The 15,766-nt window shown below is 64.8% G+C and carries 17 protein-coding genes and 1 pseudogene; 4 read left to right on the forward strand and 14 right to left on the reverse strand.

Features of this window, described 5'->3' with window-relative positions; genetic code table 11:
* The first annotated feature begins 160 nt into the window (after positions 1-160).
* Positions 161-478, forward strand: coding sequence for an RHS repeat domain-containing protein (locus Y958_RS26090; RefSeq protein ID WP_088874790.1), 318 nt, complete (start codon positions 161-163; stop codon positions 476-478).
* Positions 479-588: 110 nt separating this feature from the next.
* The gene (locus Y958_RS31630) at positions 589-1,002 is read left to right on the forward strand and encodes a hypothetical protein (RefSeq protein WP_145727850.1); all 414 of its coding nucleotides are present in this window, start codon (positions 589-591) and stop codon (positions 1,000-1,002) included.
* A gap of 354 nt (positions 1,003-1,356) precedes the next feature.
* On the opposite strand, the gene Y958_RS26095 is transcribed toward Y958_RS31630, so the two are convergent.
* On the reverse strand, positions 1,357-1,713 hold the full coding sequence (locus Y958_RS26095; protein WP_088874791.1) for a hypothetical protein: 357 nt from the start codon (positions 1,711-1,713) through the stop codon (positions 1,357-1,359).
* Positions 1,714-2,232: 519 nt separating this feature from the next.
* On the opposite strand from Y958_RS26095, the gene Y958_RS31635 reads away from it, so the two are divergent.
* The gene (locus Y958_RS31635) at positions 2,233-2,586 is read left to right on the forward strand and encodes a hypothetical protein (RefSeq protein WP_145727851.1); all 354 of its coding nucleotides are present in this window, start codon (positions 2,233-2,235) and stop codon (positions 2,584-2,586) included.
* 58 nt (positions 2,587-2,644) lie between these two features.
* Here Y958_RS31635 and Y958_RS26100 read toward each other — a convergent pair whose 3' ends face one another.
* From Y958_RS26100 to Y958_RS26150, 11 genes are read right to left on the reverse strand one after another with little or no spacing between them, the layout of a single operon-like run.
* On the reverse strand, positions 2,645-3,409 hold the full coding sequence (locus Y958_RS26100) for a hypothetical protein (protein ID WP_145727852.1): 765 nt from the start codon (positions 3,407-3,409) through the stop codon (positions 2,645-2,647).
* Between the two features lie 43 nt (positions 3,410-3,452).
* Positions 3,453-5,660 (reverse strand): type II secretion system secretin GspD, encoded by a 2,208-nt coding sequence (gene gspD / locus Y958_RS26105; protein WP_088874793.1) that lies wholly within the window; start codon positions 5,658-5,660, stop codon positions 3,453-3,455.
* 9 nt (positions 5,661-5,669) lie between these two features.
* On the reverse strand, positions 5,670-6,176 hold the full coding sequence (locus Y958_RS26110; RefSeq protein ID WP_088874794.1) for a hypothetical protein: 507 nt from the start codon (positions 6,174-6,176) through the stop codon (positions 5,670-5,672).
* Positions 6,154-6,705 (reverse strand): GspMb/PilO family protein, encoded by a 552-nt coding sequence (locus Y958_RS26115; RefSeq protein ID WP_088874795.1) that lies wholly within the window; start codon positions 6,703-6,705, stop codon positions 6,154-6,156. The genes Y958_RS26110 and Y958_RS26115 overlap by 23 nt, the downstream gene beginning before the upstream one ends.
* Positions 6,702-7,661: a PilN domain-containing protein gene (locus Y958_RS26120; RefSeq protein ID WP_145727853.1), complete on the reverse strand. Its 960-nt coding sequence runs from the start codon at positions 7,659-7,661 to the stop codon at positions 6,702-6,704. Before Y958_RS26120 ends, Y958_RS26115 begins: the two co-directional genes overlap by 4 nt.
* On the reverse strand, positions 7,658-8,314 hold the full coding sequence (locus Y958_RS26125; RefSeq protein ID WP_088874797.1) for a prepilin-type N-terminal cleavage/methylation domain-containing protein: 657 nt from the start codon (positions 8,312-8,314) through the stop codon (positions 7,658-7,660). The genes Y958_RS26120 and Y958_RS26125 overlap by 4 nt, the downstream gene beginning before the upstream one ends.
* A complete protein-coding gene (locus Y958_RS26130; protein WP_088874798.1) occupies positions 8,311-8,664 on the reverse strand; it encodes a type II secretion system protein in 354 nt (117 codons plus the stop codon). Before Y958_RS26130 ends, Y958_RS26125 begins: the two co-directional genes overlap by 4 nt.
* 5 nt (positions 8,665-8,669) lie before the next feature.
* Entirely contained in the window at positions 8,670-9,089 is a 420-nt protein-coding gene (locus Y958_RS26135; RefSeq protein ID WP_088874799.1) for a prepilin-type N-terminal cleavage/methylation domain-containing protein, read from the reverse strand.
* 2 nt (positions 9,090-9,091) lie between these two features.
* A complete protein-coding gene (gene gspG / locus Y958_RS26140) occupies positions 9,092-9,541 on the reverse strand; it encodes a type II secretion system major pseudopilin GspG (protein WP_088874800.1) in 450 nt (149 codons plus the stop codon).
* Positions 9,525-10,727 (reverse strand): type II secretion system F family protein, encoded by a 1,203-nt coding sequence (locus Y958_RS26145; protein WP_145727855.1) that lies wholly within the window; start codon positions 10,725-10,727, stop codon positions 9,525-9,527. Before Y958_RS26145 ends, gspG begins: the two co-directional genes overlap by 17 nt.
* 4 nt (positions 10,728-10,731) lie before the next feature.
* A complete protein-coding gene (locus Y958_RS26150; RefSeq protein WP_186291501.1) occupies positions 10,732-12,390 on the reverse strand; it encodes a GspE/PulE family protein in 1,659 nt (552 codons plus the stop codon).
* 500 nt (positions 12,391-12,890) lie between these two features.
* Between Y958_RS26150 and Y958_RS26155 the strand changes: the two genes are divergently transcribed.
* Complete coding sequence (locus Y958_RS26155; protein ID WP_088874803.1) at positions 12,891-14,462, forward strand: IS66 family transposase; 1,572 nt, start codon at positions 12,891-12,893, stop codon at positions 14,460-14,462.
* 33 nt (positions 14,463-14,495) lie between these two features.
* Here the strand turns inward: Y958_RS26155 and Y958_RS32610 are convergent.
* Positions 14,496-14,953, reverse strand: a pseudogene (locus Y958_RS32610) (IS5 family transposase); the annotation flags it as partial.
* Between the two features lie 133 nt (positions 14,954-15,086).
* Positions 15,087-15,755 (reverse strand): TetR/AcrR family transcriptional regulator, encoded by a 669-nt coding sequence (locus tag Y958_RS26165; protein WP_088874805.1) that lies wholly within the window; start codon positions 15,753-15,755, stop codon positions 15,087-15,089.
* Positions 15,756-15,766 lie beyond the last annotated feature (11 nt).

Here is a 15,766-nt window from a genome sequence, read left to right on the forward strand (position 1 = left end):
TCACGACACTTGATATTCGATTGACGGTGCCTCCGTGGATGTGGCCATATCTAAGGGAGGCATACTGATAGGGATCACACGCGCGTCCATACATCCTTCGCACAGTTCCGTGAAGTATTTTAAACTTGACGCGCTCAATATTGAGATCAAAGGCCCCACAATGAAGCGTATTGAAAAGCAGCAAATCGCCCCCTTCCGCCTCTTGCATACATATGCGTTTGTTTTCGCCCTTTCCTGTCTGGCCATACCCGCCAGCGCCGGCTCCATCACCTATACATACGATGCGCTGGGCCGGGTGATCAAAAGCACCGCATCGAATGGCGCCACAATACAGTACAGCTATGATGCTGCGGGAAACCGCACTACCGTGTCTGCGACAGGCACGACAGAACCCACCGTAGGCAGTGCAGTCGGCAGCCCGGTGATTGTGCTGCCTTTGCTGGGTGGATTCGTCTTACCTCTTCCCAAACCCTGGTGAACAACACGACTACCGCGCCCATGGCGCAATAGTCGGCTAAGCTGGATATCTCAATGCAAATTGCTGCACGGAGCGCAACTTCTACTTAAATCTTTTAACGCAACAAGTCATTGATTGACGAAAAAAATACATTCCTTATAGTCCATGCGGGCAAAGAACAATCTATGGCGGGCCAACAAATGCTAAAGAAAGTATGCGACCGTATCGCAGCATGCGTTGCAGTGGTCGCTTCGATGATATCCGGGCCATCTTTTGCAGAACCAACAGGAACACCGGCAAATGTGACCTTGGTTCGGGTTTACGACAACGGCCAGTACTCATTCGCATTGCTCTATATTAACAATCCAGATCTATGCGGCACCGGCACGTTCACCATACCGCTGGACACTCCCGCTGGCCCGGGGATGTTGAGTATTGCTATGACCGCAATGACCACCCAAAAGCTTGTGAAAGTTGAAGTCTCCAATGTTACCGGCTGCCAAGGCCAGGGCTCGCGCCTACAGTCCATTTATCTGCTGCCATGAGCAGGATATTTATTACAAAAAATGAGTGCCATGAATGCCGCCAGGATTAGCAACGTCAATGGCGTACATGCACGTCTCTTCGACGTGAATATTTTATAATCTCCTGTGAAAAATCACCAAGCCGTTGGCGACCTACGGCCTACGCCGCATGGCCCCCCGACCGCTCCTCCCTGACCCGCTGGCGTCAGCGCATAGGCGAGGAGCGGCTGGCAGCGCTGATCTAGCCTGGATAATTCACCACCCCGATGGAGTGCGCCCCTTGGGGGACGGGGCTTGGGCTTCGACAGGAGGATGGCCCGGTGAGAAAGCTACCGGGCCGTCACTGATTTGTCCTGAATGGCTCAGGTTCGAAAGTCAGGGATTCTGATAGATGATGTATTGGACATCTTCAGAATCCCCCCAGGTATTGCACGTACCCAGCCCGAAAACCTGCACCTTCAGGTGAAGGGCAAAGGCTGTGGTGAGGGCGCTCATCAGCGCCTGCCCGCCTGGGTTGGCTGCATTAACGGCATAGCGGGCGTTGAAGGTCGCGCAGCCGGGGGCCGAGTTCCTCGCTCCATCCGACCTAAAAATGTACACGCCATTGTTCACAACGTTGACGTCCAGGATATAGCCGTAGTCAGACCAGCCAGCCTGCGCTGGCATCGGCGACAGGACACCAGCGAAGAGAATTCCTAAGAATGAAATCGCCACAACTTTTGAGATAGTCATTTAGTCGCCAACATAATGTTAGAATTGTCAGATAACGTTAAGGCCATTGTGGGGCTGACACAATTTGAAAATTAGTCGCCTATGAATAATCCCCCAAGCCTCTGATGAGCTGCGGTTTTCGTGCTGGGTCAATAATTGGATTTGCAGGAAAGCGGGGCTTGATCTCGGCTTTCCTGCGATTTGAGATCCCCTTTTGGGCGTTAAAATACGCCGTAAACGCAGATGAAAATGTCTAGCTAAGGAACATTTCGGATTTTGACAGTACCTGGCTGGGGTGCTGCCAAGCCTATTGGATTTCCCTCAATACGGATTCCGGGAAAGCGATGTACTCCGCCATACTGTCCGCAGCCATGACGCATACACCCATATTTTTATATGGGCCAAAGACGGGCGGAGCCACCGTTTAAGTGGGGCAGTTTTAACAGGCCGGAATGATTTCCTTTTGAATTTGATTAATATTTATTCAAATGCCATAGTGGCTTCGGTCTGCAAATAGAATCGTCAGGCGGAAGATCTGAAATGATCGCAGATAAAATAACAGCTAGAATTGCGGTAGTCGCCCTCGTCGCGGAACTGCTAATTTCGCCCACTGCACTGGCCTTCGACATCCAAGGCGAAGCCAAGGTGGTTGTGGTTGAACCCACCTACATGCCGGGATACGTGACGTTTCAATTAGATACCGACATCGGGCCATGCAAGGCCTACACATGGCTATATTGGTACGCAAGGGGCCCTGACCAAGCGTCCCAAAACGCCAACGTCGCCGCTGCATACTCAACTTTTCTGACTGCGGTATCAACCGGCATGACGGTTAAATTATACGGAAACAGCAGCAATTGCTCTTTTGATTTTCTGAACCTGAAACGCCCTTGATATTTGGTATAGCGATAGAATTATTCCCCACACTGACAGATTCCTGATCTTAGCTGCATCAGTAAGGGCAACTGGGCCGCTCGACCACAGGGCGCATCCATTCCAGAACCAACCATGGCGCCGGCGTAATGGTCCGCGCTCCGGGCTGTCGCGCCGGCGTGCCGCGATATAGCGCGATGGTCCGAAAAGCACCCCCGGTAGCGGTGTCGGTGGCAAGAACCCGCAGCATGGTGCCGGCGATCAGTCCGCCGCCTCCGCCAAAACCCGTCGTGGCGAACGCCTGCCCTTCCAAGGCGGCTTTTCCCCGAAACGGCGCCCGCGCATGGACGGTTCCCCAAACCTGGAGGCAAGCCCGGACCCCGCCATCCAGACCGGGCACGGTATCCAGATCATCGAGTGACCAAAGGGCCGTACGGCCGTTCATCCTCAGGTTCTTGCCATCGGCGCCGGGCGGATCCATGCCCCGCCACTGGGCAATGGCGTCCGCCGCTTCCACCGCCTGGCGCTCGGGGAAGCCCAGCCCGTGTATCGCCTCCGCCAGGTCCTTGCGGGAGAGGCCGTTCAGGTCGATGCGCCCCACCTCCGACATCACCGTGACGCCCACCATCTTGCCCTCGACGGCAACCGAACCGCCCTGGGAAGAGGACGGCGCCCTGCCGGACGCGGCGACGCCATCCAGCACCTGCCACGTGGCCAGGGCAGCCCGCTCCTCTCCACCCAGCGCCACCGACGCCGACCGCGTGAGCCGGCGCGCGGCCACCCCGTTGCCGACGACAACGGCCCCCACCGCCGTGGCGATGGCCAGCAGGAACAGCGTCAGCAACAGGGCATAGCCGCGCTGCCCCGCCCAACGGTCCCCCTCAAGATCAGCGCGGGGCGGTACCATTCGCCCCCGCGAGCGCTTCCAGCTGGTTCATGCGGGCCTTCAGGGCATCCGTCACCTCCCGGGCCTGGATCACGTTGCGCACGATCACCGGCCGCAGAAAGACCAACAGCTCAGTCCGGCCATGACTGTTCTTATCACTGCCGAACAGCTTGCCCACCACCGGGATCTCGCTGAGGTAAGGGATACCACTGCCGGACTTGCTGGAGGTGTCGCTGATCAGACCGCCCAGGGCCACCGTCTCCCCGTCCTGAATGTTGACGATGCTGCTGATCTTGCGCTGCTGGATGGTGGGGCTGTCGATGCCCGAGGTGGTCGTGGTCGCCACGCTGCTGACCTCCTGGTTCACGTCCAGCACCACGGCCCCGCTGTGGTTGATGCGGGGCGTCACCTCCAGGATCACGCCCGTGTTCTGGTACTGGATGGAGTTCACGACGGCGCTGTCGCTGGTCAGCGTGCTGGTCGCCTGCTGTACCACCACCGGCACCTCGTCACCCACCTGCAGCCGGGCCGTCTCGTTGTTCAGCACCAGCAGCCGGGGGGCGGACAGGACCTGCACATCCGTCACACTGGACAGCGCGTTCAGCACCACCTGGGTATTGGGCGTCAGGAAGGTGTAGTTGAAGTTGGGGTAGCTGGCGCCCAGCTTGGCGGCCGTGCCGTAGCCGGCGGTGCTGCTGCCCCGGTCCAGGAACCACTGCACGCCGAAATTGAGGTCGTTGTTGAGGGTGACCTCGGCGATCGTGGCCTCGATCAGCACCTGTTCCCGGGGGGAATCCAGCCGCGTCAACGCCTGCTCCAGCATGGCGTACTGGCTGGCCGTGCCGTAGATCAGCAGGGCGTTGCGCCGCTCATCGGCCACGACCTTGGCGCCTTTCAACTCTGGGATCGCTTCCCCCTCCCCTCCGCCGTCCGAACTGCCGAAACCCGCCGATGCCGGGGATGGCACTGGACTGACCGGGCTGGTGCTCAGCGCGCCGCTGGAGCCAAAGCCTGAGGAATTGCTGCCAAAGCCGCTACCACCGGCGGAAGTGCCGCCAAGACCTCCGCCCGTCAGCGAGGAATTGTTCGTCGCGCTTGCCGCGGTCGTCCGGCTTGATGAACGAGCGCTTTCGCCACTTCTGTCCGAAGAGGATGAAGAACCGCCGCCTCGGCCCATCAGGCGGTTAAGGGAGGCCGCCAGTTCCGCCGCGGATCCGTTCTGCACCTCATAGTAATGCACCATGCGGCCCCCGTCCGTGGAGGTATGGTCCAGCCTCTCCACCCACGATCCGATCGTGGCCAGGAACTCCGGCCGCTTGGCCGCGACCAGCAGCGCGTTCAGGCGCGGCAGCGGCACGAACTCCACCATGCCCTGCAGTGGCCCAGCGTTAAGCTGCAGCACCTGGCGCAGTTCCGTCTCAAGCTTGGCCGGCTCCACCGACTGGAGCGTGAACAGCGAGAACGATAGGCCGGCCAGCCAATCGACGTCGAAACTGGCGACCAGCTGGGTGAATGACTCGATTTCCCGGGCGGTGCCGCTAACGATAAAGATGTTGCGGTTGGCGTCCACCATCTGGATCAGGCCGGGCCGGGTCAGCGGCCGGACGATCTTGTCGATGTCAGCCGTGGAAATGAAGCGTACCGGCACGATGGCCGTGCTGAAGCCAGCCGCCTGCTCGGCAGCGGACAGCCGCTGGAAGGGCGCCTGGGCGGCCGCCTCGGAAACGGGCACCACCTGGTAGAAGCCATCCCCGGCGATGATGGCGAAACCTTGGGCCCGCAGGACGGTATCGATCGCGGCCAAGGCCTGGGCGCGGGGCAGAGGTCGCGTGGTGCGGATGGTGACCTGCCCCTGGACCTTGGGGTCGATCGTGTAGTTTAGGTTCAGCATGCCACCCAGGACAGCGTCCAGGACGGCGCGAACATCGGCGTTGACGAAGTTCACGTCGATGGGTTCGCCCTCGCCGCCGCCCAGACCGCGCACCGCGCCCCCTGGCCGGACGAACTCCCCGGTGCCGCTGAAGGTCTGGGCCGGCTGGCGGGGCGCCGTCGATGCCGGCGCCGTGAACAAGGTGGTGTCCGGGCCGGCTTTTGGCGTGGCGGGAGCCGACGGCAGGGGTATGCCGGTGCCCGCCTTCTCAGGTGCGCTGGAGCAGCCGGCCAGCGCTACGCCGGCCAAGAGCGAAAACGAGAGGAATCTGGGAATCATAACGTTGCTTTACCTGGGGTGCGGTGACGGCGCGAGAGGGGGCGGGGTGACAAGGGGATAGTCCTGCACCTGGTCGGCATGGCGCAGGCGAAGACTGGTCCGGGTGATGGCCTCGACTTGCCATTCCCCCAGCGCGTCGCCCGTCCTGAGACGGAAGGGTTTTTGCGCGCGCTTGTCCGTGCCGGTCGCCACCCCGCTGCTGGTCCCGGCGATGATGCCGACGACCTGCAGATCGGGGGGCTGGACCAGAGTGGACGGGGGCGGCTGCACTGGCTTCGGCGGAGGTGGCCGGCGGCCTTCAGCGAAAAGGGGGCGGCGGACAGCTTCGCCCATGTCCGCCATGGGCTGAGCCACAGCTGGCGCGGGCACGGCGCTGGCTGGTGGCAACGCCGGCACCGCCACGGCCGTCGGCCCAGCCGCGGACAAGACGCCCACCAGCGCCAGGGCGACACCCGTCGCCGCGCCAACGCCCGCCAGCACCAGGGCCGCGCGGTCAAGGTGGGGTAAGGTCGGCATAAGCGTCGATTTCCAATTCCATGCTCAAGGCCGCAGAGTCGTCAGGCGTCGCGGGGACCGGGGGGCGAAGGCGCATGTCCCGTAGCAATAGTCGCGGGCGGGCCGCTTCAAGCTGGGTCAGCGCGTTCTGGACGGCCTCAGGCGTCCCGTCGATGACGAGGCGGCTGGTCAGCCGCTGGCGGTGTGGACCGATGGCTTCCGTTGCGGTGTCGAGACTGCGCAGGGTGGCGCCGGTTGGCTGGACCGCCGTGCGTATGGCCGTTTGCGTCCCGGCGACGGTAGCGCCCTTTTGGAAGAGAGTCCCCTCATCCACCACGCGTTCCAGCTGTGCGGTCCGCCGCATCAGTTCCTCCCGCTGGGCCGCAGTTCCCCGGGCCAGGGCCAGCTGAACGGACCGGGCCTGGCGCCGCTCCATGGCGGCGGTCACGCGCTCCATCAACGGCGGCGTCAGCGCGTAAAGGGTGGCGGCGCCCAATACCAGAACCAGGACCAGGACGAACCCCGACCGCAATTGAAGCATCACTTTCATCGCGCCTCTCCCCTCGTCCCCACCGCGGAGGAATCCCCGCTTATGGGAAGGACCAGACCGAAAGCGGCTCCGTTGGGCCCGGGCGGCGCCAGGAAATGGGCCCTGGAGAAGAGGGGAACTTCCTGGAAGCGGGTGAGAACCGCCTGAGGGTCGGCCGCGCGGACCTGCAGGACCATTTCCCCGCCATGCAGGGATAGCTCCTGCAGCCAGGCGTCGTCGGGCAAGGCCCGTGCGACCTCATCCAGCAGCTGGCGGCGGGATGGCTGAACCAAGGCGTCGCTGTCACGGCTCAGCACCGCGTCCAACACCTCCGCCCTTTCCCGCAGTTGGCGCACGGCTTTGACCTCGTCCGCCAGGGTTTTGAGCTTCTGCTCCATATGCGCGGTCTGCTGGTCCAGCGTCCAGGCGGCCAGCAAGGGCGGAAGCGGCAGAACCACAGCCGCCACAGTCAAAAGCGCCAGCATGCGACCCAGACGCCGACGCAACCGCATCACATCCAAGCGCAGGAATTGCGGCTGCGGGCCGGGACCGGCCGTCGTCACGGACGCGATGCGCCCGCCCGCGTGCAAGGCCGCCGCCAGCACACTCCGCCGAACCATGGATATACGGGCGATGACGTCATTGCCCTCGCGGACCGTGACCAGATCCCAAGCCAGCAACTCAGGCTTCAGGGGCATGTATCGGTGCGCCAGCATAGCCGCCTGTTTCCAGGGGTCGATGCCGATCCCGCGCGGAATGGGCAGATCGACCGTGTAGACATCCTGGCTGTCCAGCAACAGGGTGAGCGGTCCATGTCCCGCCCGCCCCACCACGCTCATTCCCCCCGGCGCCAGTTGCACCGGTTGCGGCGACAGCCCCAGGTATCGCGCCATCGGCCGCGGCAATGCCGCGGCGACAGCCTCCGCCAAACCATCGATCATGCCGGCGGTCAACACCAGGGCGCGTCCGTGTTTCATGACGCGCTCCGCCGGCAGACATTGGCGATGGTGTCGAATTCGCAGAAAACGCCGCCCCCGAGCATCGGTGCCGCGATCATGGGTGGCCACCAGCCAGCGCCGGCCGTCTTCACATCCAACCGTACCAGGTCGGGCAGCGCGTCCTTGCGCGTCCATCGGGCCGACCAGCTGTCCTGCCGCCGATCAAAGTAAGACCAGGCGATTTGGGATGCATCCTCCACCAACGTGCCATCGGTCGCGGCAGGCGCATCGGGTCGCAGCCCCGCCACATGCAGATGCAACGCCTGGTGATCCGCAGCCCCCTCCACCGTCATGGTCACCCGATAGAGGCCGCCGCGCCCCAACCCCGGCGGCAGGGTGGTCAGCAGTTCCAGATGGGTGGCGTCAGCGGACAAGGGCATCACTTCGGCCCCCACTGCGCCGAGATCGGCGACGGGCAGGGCGTTCTGCACAACGGCGCGGGTGAAATCGTGGACGCGCTCCAAGGCAGCCGCCCCCCTTTGCAACGATCCGCTCCGGTCCGACATCCGACTCATTAGGGGCAACAGCTCGACGCCTGCCAGGGCCAACAGGCCCAACAGCGCCAGCACCACCAAGGCCTCAACCAGGGTCATTCCCCGCTGCCCCGCACTCTGGGAAAGGGTCGCGTTCATGGCGTCCTTTCTCCCGGCACACGTTTTGTGGACACGGCCAAGGTCTGGCCGCTGGGCGTCGCCACCTCCACCCGATACGTCGCTCCGCCCTCTCCAAGGGCACGGTTGTCCTTGAGCAAGAACGGCAGGCCTGTGATGGCGGGATCGGCCTTGGCCATGCTGCCGTCCGCGCCCAGGGGCAGGGCGCCACCCGCGGTCGCCACCGATTGCGCCAGCCGCAGGGCGACGGTCTCGCTCCAGGCCTGCCGGGCGGCCCAGACACCCGACCAGGCGTTATGCGCCAGCATGGCCGTGACCAGGCTGAAAATGGTCAGCGCCACCAGCATCTCCAGCAGGGTGAAGCCCCGCATCCCTTTCACGGCTGGCGCTCCTCATGCACGGTGCCCAGAGGCCAGTCCACCAGGACGGTCTTTTCCTGCCCGGCGTCCCGCAGCAGAAGCCGTCCTCCCTTGGACCAGCCGCCTGGCAGGAAACGGATAGCCTCGGGAAAGGCTGGATCCCCTCCCACGACGCGCACTTCCACCGCCGCGATGCGGCGCAGACGGACGCTGCGGGCCCCCTCCGTCAGATCCTTGAGGGAGAACTCCGTCTCGCGCCGGGAAACGAGGGCGTCGGACTGGCGGTTGCGCAGTTCCTCCTCAAGGGCGGAGACCGCCGCGTTGAGGCGCAGGCCGGGCAAGCGCTGTTGCAGCCCGAGGGAGAGCACGCTCCCGGCCAAGCCGATGATCGCAAGGACCACCAGCAGTTCCACCAATGTGAAACCGGCGTCGCGCATGCCTACCAGTTCGTGACGTCGCGGGCATCGCCCTCGCCGCCCTCCTTGTTGTCGCTGCCCCAGGAATAAAGATCGTAGGCGCCGTGTTGGCCGGGCACCTTGTAGCGATAGGCATTGCCCCAGGGATCGATCAGGGCCTGGCGCTTGCGCAGGTAGGGACCACGCCAGTTGGCGTCGCCGGCCGGCGCCGTCACCAAAGCCTCCAGCCCCTCATCGTTGGTGGGATAGCGGCCCATGTCGACGTAGAACAGGTCGACGGCGGAGACCAGGGTATTGATCTGCGCCTGCGCCGCCTCCCCCTTGGCCTTGCCCAGACGGGATACGAGGTTGGGCGCCACCAGCAGGCCCAGCAGGCCGATGATCACCAGCACCACCAGAACCTCCACCAGGGTGAAGCCCTGTTGGCCGTCCGCCGCTGGACGCCGCGTCGTTTTCTTAGATGGCAATGTCATTGAGGCTCATGATTCCCGATATGAGGGCGGCGAAAATCGTACCCACCATTCCGCCAAGAATAAGGGTCAAGGTCGGCGTCAGCAGGGAGAGCGCGCGGTCCAGCGACGCCGTCCTCTCGCGCTCCAACGCCTTGGACAAATCCAGCAGAGCTTGTGGCAGGCTGGCCGTCTGCTCCGCAAGGGCAATAAGTCTGACCAGCCGCGTCGGGAAAAGCGGTTCATTCCCGAACGCCCGGCTCAACCCCTGCCCACCCCGCACAGCGATGCGTACCCGGTCCGCGGCATCCGCCAGGGCCCGGTTCGCCATGCATCCGCCCGCCGTCGCCAAGGCGGACGCCAGCGGCACGCCCCCGGCCAGCAAGCTGGCCAGCGTGCGGGTGTAAAGCGTCAATTGGGCGTCACGCAGCAGGCGGCCGAAGGGACCAGTGGCAACCAGCGCTATACGATCGATGCGCAACCGAACCTCGGCCCGCCGATAGAGGCGGAGCAACCCCAGCAACGCGATAGCCACGACGGCCAGCACACCGGGCCCGTAATGTCCCATAAAGTCGCCGACGGAGAGGACGGCGAGCGTCGCCGTGGGCAGCTTGGCCTTGCTGCCGGCGAACAGGTCCTGGAACTGCGGCAGGACGTAGCCGGTCATCAAGGCCAGGGCGGCCAAGGTCAGCAGCGCGATCAGGGCCGGATAGATCATGGCGCTGATCAGGCGCTGCCGGAACTGGGCGCGATCCGCCTCCAGCACCGCCAGGTGCTCCAGCGCCGCGGCCAAGGAGCCACTCTGCTCCCCAGCCCCAACCAGCCCGACGAATTCCAGCGGGAAAACCTTGGGATAGCGTTCCAAGGCGCGGGCGAGGTTCTCGCCCGCCCGCACACGCTGCCGCAGATCCGCCACCAGGGTGCCGGCTGCTGGCCGTTCCATCTGGTCAGCGACCAGGCCCAGCGCCGGTTCCAGCGCGATACCGGCGGAGACCAGGTTAGCCAGGTCGCGGATGAAGGACAGGCGCTCCGCCCGCATCAACCCAGGTGCGCGGCGCCACCATCGGGAGACACCCTCCGTCTCGACCGAGATGGGCCGCAGGCCTCGCTGCAACAACTGGTCTATGGCCGCCGCCTCGCTGTCGGCGTCCAGCCCGCCGCGGCTGCGGCGGCCTTCCATGGACACGGCGCTGTACATGTATCGGGGCACTGGGTCAGTCCGCCTTGGTGACGCGCAGGATTTCCTCAGGGGTGGTGACGCCGTCCAACACCCGCTGCAGGCCGTCCTGGTACAGGGGCACCATGCCGCCGGTCGCCACCGCCGCCGCCTCGATCTCAGCCGACGACGCCCCCTGGCGGATCAAAGCCCGCACATGGTCGTTGATGGGCAGCCACTCGGCGATGGCGCAGCGGCCGCGATAGCCCGTGCCGTTGCAGGCGGGGCAGCCCACGGCGCGATAGACCGTCGTCGGGCGCGCCGGCAAGCCCAGTGACGCCGCCGCCTCGGCCGACAGGGCCTGGGGCTGGCGGCAGTGGGGGCACAGGGTGCGCACCAGGCGCTGGGCCAGCACGCCGTTGAGGGTGGAGGCCAGCAAATAGGGGTCCACCCCCATATCCATCAGGCGCGGCACCGCGCCGGCGGCGTCGTTGGTGTGCAGGGTGGACAGCACCAGGTGGCCGGTCAGGGCCGCCTGCACCGCCACCTTGGTGGTCTCGCCATCGCGCATTTCGCCCACCAGGATGACGTCGGGGTCCTGGCGCAGGAAGCTGCGCAGGGCGTGGGCGAAGGTCAGGCCGATGCCCGGCTTCACCTGGGTCTGGTTGATGCCGTCCAGCAAATATTCCACCGGATCCTCGACGGTCAGGATCTTGCGGCGGGCGGCGTCCATGCCGCGCAGGCCGGCGTAGAGGGTGGTGGTCTTGCCGCTGCCGGTGGGCCCTGTCACCAGCACGATGCCGTGGGGGCGGTCCAGCTCGGCCGCCAGCGGGTCCGCCACCCAGGCCGGCAGGCCCAGGCTGTCCAGCCGGCCGCCGGCGGTCTGCTGGTCCAGGATGCGCATCACCACATCCTCGCCATGCACGGTCGGGGTGGTGGAGACGCGGAAGTCGATCTCGCGGCCCTGCAGGGTCTGGCGGATGCGGCCGTCCTGGGGCAGGCGCCGCTCGCCGATGTCCAGGCCGGCCATGACCTTGACGCGGGTGATGAAGCCGGCGGCCACGCGCCGGGGCAGCACCTCGGCCTCGCGCAGGATGCCGTCGACGCGGTGGCGGACGACCAGGCGGTCGGCCATGGGCTCGACATGGATGTCGGTGGCGCCGGCGGCCAGCGCCGCCTGGATGGCGTTGCCCACCAGGCGCACCACCGGCCCCTCGCTGGCCAGGTCCCGCAGGCGCTCGGCGTCGCCCTCCAGCAGGTCGGGTATCTCGTACTGGTTGGCGGCGGCGGGTGCGGCCTCATCCAGCCGGTCCAGGGCCGCGGCGATGGCGGTTCCGGTCATGATCACGGGCCGCACCGGGCGGCCGGCCAGGAAAGCGGCGGCCTTCAACGCCTGGCTATCCAGTGGGTCGGCCACGGCGAACACGGCCTGGGTGCCGTCGCCAGGGGCGCCGCCCGCGGTCAGGGGCAGCATCAGCTTGGTCTTCAGGAAGGACAGGTTGGCCGTTTCCATCATCACCGGCGCCTCGGGCAAATGGTCGGCCGGCCACAGCGCCAGGCCCAGGGCCTGGGCGTACGCCCCCGCCATATGCTCTTCCGACACCAGACCCAAATCCACCAGCCGGCGGTCCACCCGGCCACCCGCCGCCTGCGCACGCGCCACCGCGCCGTTGGCCAGCTGGCCCTGTGCCGCCAGCGCGGACAGGACGCGGGTCAAGCCATCTATGGATGGCGAGCGGAAGTTTGTGACAGGTTCAGCGGTAGGTGCCAGCATGGGTTAGATCGAATGGCGAGAGAACAGAGTGCGGTATTATCGCCAGATTGTATATCAATACCACCAGAAGGAACTACCCAAACCAGCTAGGCTGCGGCGATCTTCATAGCGTCTACCCAACGTCCGCCTCACCGAGCCCCCAGCGCTATGAGTGGCAGCATCGGCCGGGCCACCCTCGCTATCCTCACCGCCTGCCATGGCATCGTAGACGCCATGATGCGCTTGCCGCAGGCAGCAACGTGGCATACAGTCGTGACACACGCCGATCCACAAGATCTGGCGTCCTAATAACCAAGACGATCAATCTCTTGGGCCTCCGTCGGCGAAACCTCCCCTAGGGGACGCCATACTTCGTAACAGGGGCAAAACCCCGGGCGCGTCAAACTGGCTCGGCGTGCGTGAAGGTTGTTTCGCGGCCCGGCTTTTTCTGATTCTGTGGGGTGATGTCTCCGCCCCCCGATCTTGACGCGCTGTCTGTTGCCGACCTGAAGGCGCTGGTTGTCTCGCTCTTGGGCGAGGTTGGGGCGCTGAAGCAGGTTGTGTTGGAACAACGGGCTGAGATCGCGCGGCTGAAGGGCTTGAAGGGCCCCCCCTCGATCAAGCCGAGCGGGATGGAGCAGGCGGCCGGTCCGAAGCCGCGTGCTGGCGGCGGTAAACGCCCGGGCCGAGGTGCCAAACGGACGCGGGTGGCGATCGAGGACCGGGTGGTCCCCCTGGCGGCGCCGGCCGGGTCGCGTTTCAAGGGGTACGAGAGTTTCTTTGTTCAGGACTTGGAACTGCGGCCGGTGGCGATCCGGTTCCAGCGCGAGCGGTGGCTGACACCCGACGGGCGCACAGTGGTGGCGCCGCTGCCGGCTGGGATCGACGGTCATTTTGGTCCGGCGCTGCGCCGCTTCGTGCTGATGCAGTACCATCAGGGGCAGGTGACCATCCCCCGGCTGACGACACTGCTGGACGCGATCGGCATCGCCGTTTCCAAGCGGCAGGTGGTGCGGCTGCTGATCGATCGCCATGACCGCTTCCGGAATGAGGCGCAGGACGTGTTGCGCGCCGGCCTGGCCGCCGCTTCCTGGATCACGGTGGATGACACCGGGGCGCGGCACCAGGGCCGCAACGGTGTCTGCACCCACATCGGCAACGACCGTTTCGCCTGGTTCGCCACCACCGGCTCCAAGAGCCGGCTCAACTTCCTGGGCCTGCTGCGGGCCGGCCGGGAAGACTATGTGATCAACGACGAGGGCCTGGCCTATATGCGCCGCCGGGCGCTGGCCGGCCCGGTCGTCCGCCTGCTGGCGGATCACCCGGACAAGCGCTTCGCCGACGAGGCGGCCTGGCGGGCCCATCTCGACCGGCTGGGCATCACCTCTCTCAAGGTCTCGCCCGATCCGGTGCTGGTCGCCACCGAGGGCGCGCTCTGGGGCAGCGTCAGGGCGCAGGACCTGCTGGCCGACACCGTCATCGTCAGCGACGACGCCGGCCAGTTCCACGTCGGGCGCCATGCCTTGTGCTGGGTCCATGCCGAGCGCCTGGTCCACACGCTCGACACCTTCACCGATCATCATCGCGCCGCCCAGCAGCGCATCCGCAGCCTGATCTGGTGGTTCTACGCCGACCTCAAGGCCTATCGCCACGATCCCACGCCGGCGCGAAAGGCCGCCTTGCGTGCCCGCTTCGACCGCATCTTCAAACGCAAGACCGGCTTCGCCACCCTCGACAGGCTGCTCGCCCGCCTCCACGCCAACAAGCCGGAATTGCTGATGGTCCTCGACCAGCCCGATATCCCGCTTCACACCAACGGCTCGGAAAACGACATCCGCTGCCAGGTCACCAAGCGCAAGATCAGCGGCGGCACCCGCAGCGACGCAGGCCGGCAATGCCGCGACGCCTTCCTCGGCCTGGCCAAGACATGCGCAAAACTCGGGCTCTCCTTCTGGGACTATCTCGGCAACAGGCTCGCGGTCCCCCAAACCGTCGACATCCCCAGGCTCCCTGCGCTCGTCGCCAAACCAGTCTGACAATCAGCAGGCCGCCCGGGGTTTTGCCCCTGTTACGGCACCGACCAGTAACCCGTTGGTATCCGTGATGATATGGCGCTTGCGGCCCTTCACCTTCTTGCCCGCGTCATACCCACGCACGCCACCGGCTTCCGTGGTCTTGGCCGACTGGCTGTCGATGACGCCGGCGCTGGGACTGGCCTCGCGGCCCATCCTTTCCCGCGTACGCATCAGCAATAAATGGTTCAGCCGCTTCCACGTCCCATCGTTCCGCCAGGCGTAGAAGTAACGCTGCACCGTTGTCCGCGGCGGAAAGCTGTCCGGTAGCATCCGCCCTCCAGCACGCAGAAAATCGCCTCCACCACCGACCGCAGCTCTACCTCTCGCGGCCGGCCCCGCCGGTACGCGCCAGGAAGCGCTGGGCACAGGACATCCCATTCTTCGTTCGTCAGATCGCTTGCATACTTCAGATGATCCCGCCGATACTGGCGACGGGTGATATCAGTCCACATAATCTTGGGATCCATTCTCGTCTTCGCAAACAGAACGAATCACAAGCGACTGATATCACTCAACTTATTTATGGGCCAGGCTCTTAGGCACGGCACAGATCGCCGCACTGATCGTCCGCGGACGAGCTCTATCTCACTCCCCATTGTCGATGGCGGCAGTGATGTGATCCCAGCCAGCTAAGGCGATTTCCGCGACAGCCTCAAGCTCAGCGCGATCCGCTCCATCGCGGGCGCGAATGGCCATCCCGCTTTGTACTGTCTGCACGAGCCTCGCCAGCTTGGTTGTGTCTACCGTTGCCTGGAGATCCCCGTCGCGTTTTGCTTTTTCGAAGCGGGCCTTGAGAAGATCGAAGCCACCCGCGCGAGTGGTTCGCATGAGCTCACCGAGTTCGGCATGTCCTTCGCTGCCCACCGTGGCGAGCGTCGCCATGCAGCCATGCGGCAAATCGCAGCCACCACCCGTCATGGCGATGGCGGAATCCTGAAGGAACGCCAGCGCCGCTTTTCTCGCGGTCGCCGCCTTCCGGAAACGGGTCCAGACCAGTCCCTCATAGGTCGTGCAATAGTATTCGAGCGCTTCGGCGTAGAGCGCGTCCTTTGAACCAAAGGCCGCGTAGAGGCTCTTCGTCCCGATCCCCATTGCCTCCGTCAGATCGGCGATCGAGGTCGCCTCGTATCCCCTGATCCAAAACAGTCGCATCGCAGCGGCGAGCGCTGCCTGGCGATCGAATTCCCTCGGCCGACCCCGTGCGGGGCGGGTCGGCGCCGGCCCGGCTAGAGGCGCTGGAAGATCTTTGTGCATCAATCACTGCA

Origin of the sequence: Nitrospirillum viridazoti CBAmc (assembly GCF_000730165.1) — a bacterium.
Lineage (GTDB): Bacteria > Pseudomonadota > Alphaproteobacteria > Azospirillales > Azospirillaceae > Nitrospirillum > Nitrospirillum viridazoti.

Coding starts and splice junctions, on each gene's coding strand:
- Y958_RS26090 (WP_088874790.1), top strand. CDS start 161: ATGAAGCGTATTGAAAAGCAGCAAATCGCCCCCTTCCGCCTCTTGCAT.
- Y958_RS26095 (WP_088874791.1), bottom strand. CDS start 1,713: ATGACTATCTCAAAAGTTGTGGCGATTTCATTCTTAGGAATTCTCTTC.
- Y958_RS31635 (WP_145727851.1), top strand. CDS start 2,233: ATGATCGCAGATAAAATAACAGCTAGAATTGCGGTAGTCGCCCTCGTC.
- gspD (WP_088874793.1), bottom strand. CDS start 5,660: ATGATTCCCAGATTCCTCTCGTTTTCGCTCTTGGCCGGCGTAGCGCTG.
- Y958_RS26110 (WP_088874794.1), bottom strand. CDS start 6,176: ATGCCGACCTTACCCCACCTTGACCGCGCGGCCCTGGTGCTGGCGGGC.
- Y958_RS26115 (WP_088874795.1), bottom strand. CDS start 6,705: ATGAAAGTGATGCTTCAATTGCGGTCGGGGTTCGTCCTGGTCCTGGTT.
- Y958_RS26120 (WP_145727853.1), bottom strand. CDS start 7,661: ATGAAACACGGACGCGCCCTGGTGTTGACCGCCGGCATGATCGATGGT.
- Y958_RS26125 (WP_088874797.1), bottom strand. CDS start 8,314: ATGAACGCGACCCTTTCCCAGAGTGCGGGGCAGCGGGGAATGACCCTG.
- Y958_RS26130 (WP_088874798.1), bottom strand. CDS start 8,664: ATGCGGGGCTTCACCCTGCTGGAGATGCTGGTGGCGCTGACCATTTTC.
- Y958_RS26135 (WP_088874799.1), bottom strand. CDS start 9,089: ATGCGCGACGCCGGTTTCACATTGGTGGAACTGCTGGTGGTCCTTGCG.
- gspG (WP_088874800.1), bottom strand. CDS start 9,541: ATGACATTGCCATCTAAGAAAACGACGCGGCGTCCAGCGGCGGACGGC.
- Y958_RS26155 (WP_088874803.1), top strand. CDS start 12,891: ATGTCTCCGCCCCCCGATCTTGACGCGCTGTCTGTTGCCGACCTGAAG.
- Y958_RS26165 (WP_088874805.1), bottom strand. CDS start 15,755: ATGCACAAAGATCTTCCAGCGCCTCTAGCCGGGCCGGCGCCGACCCGC.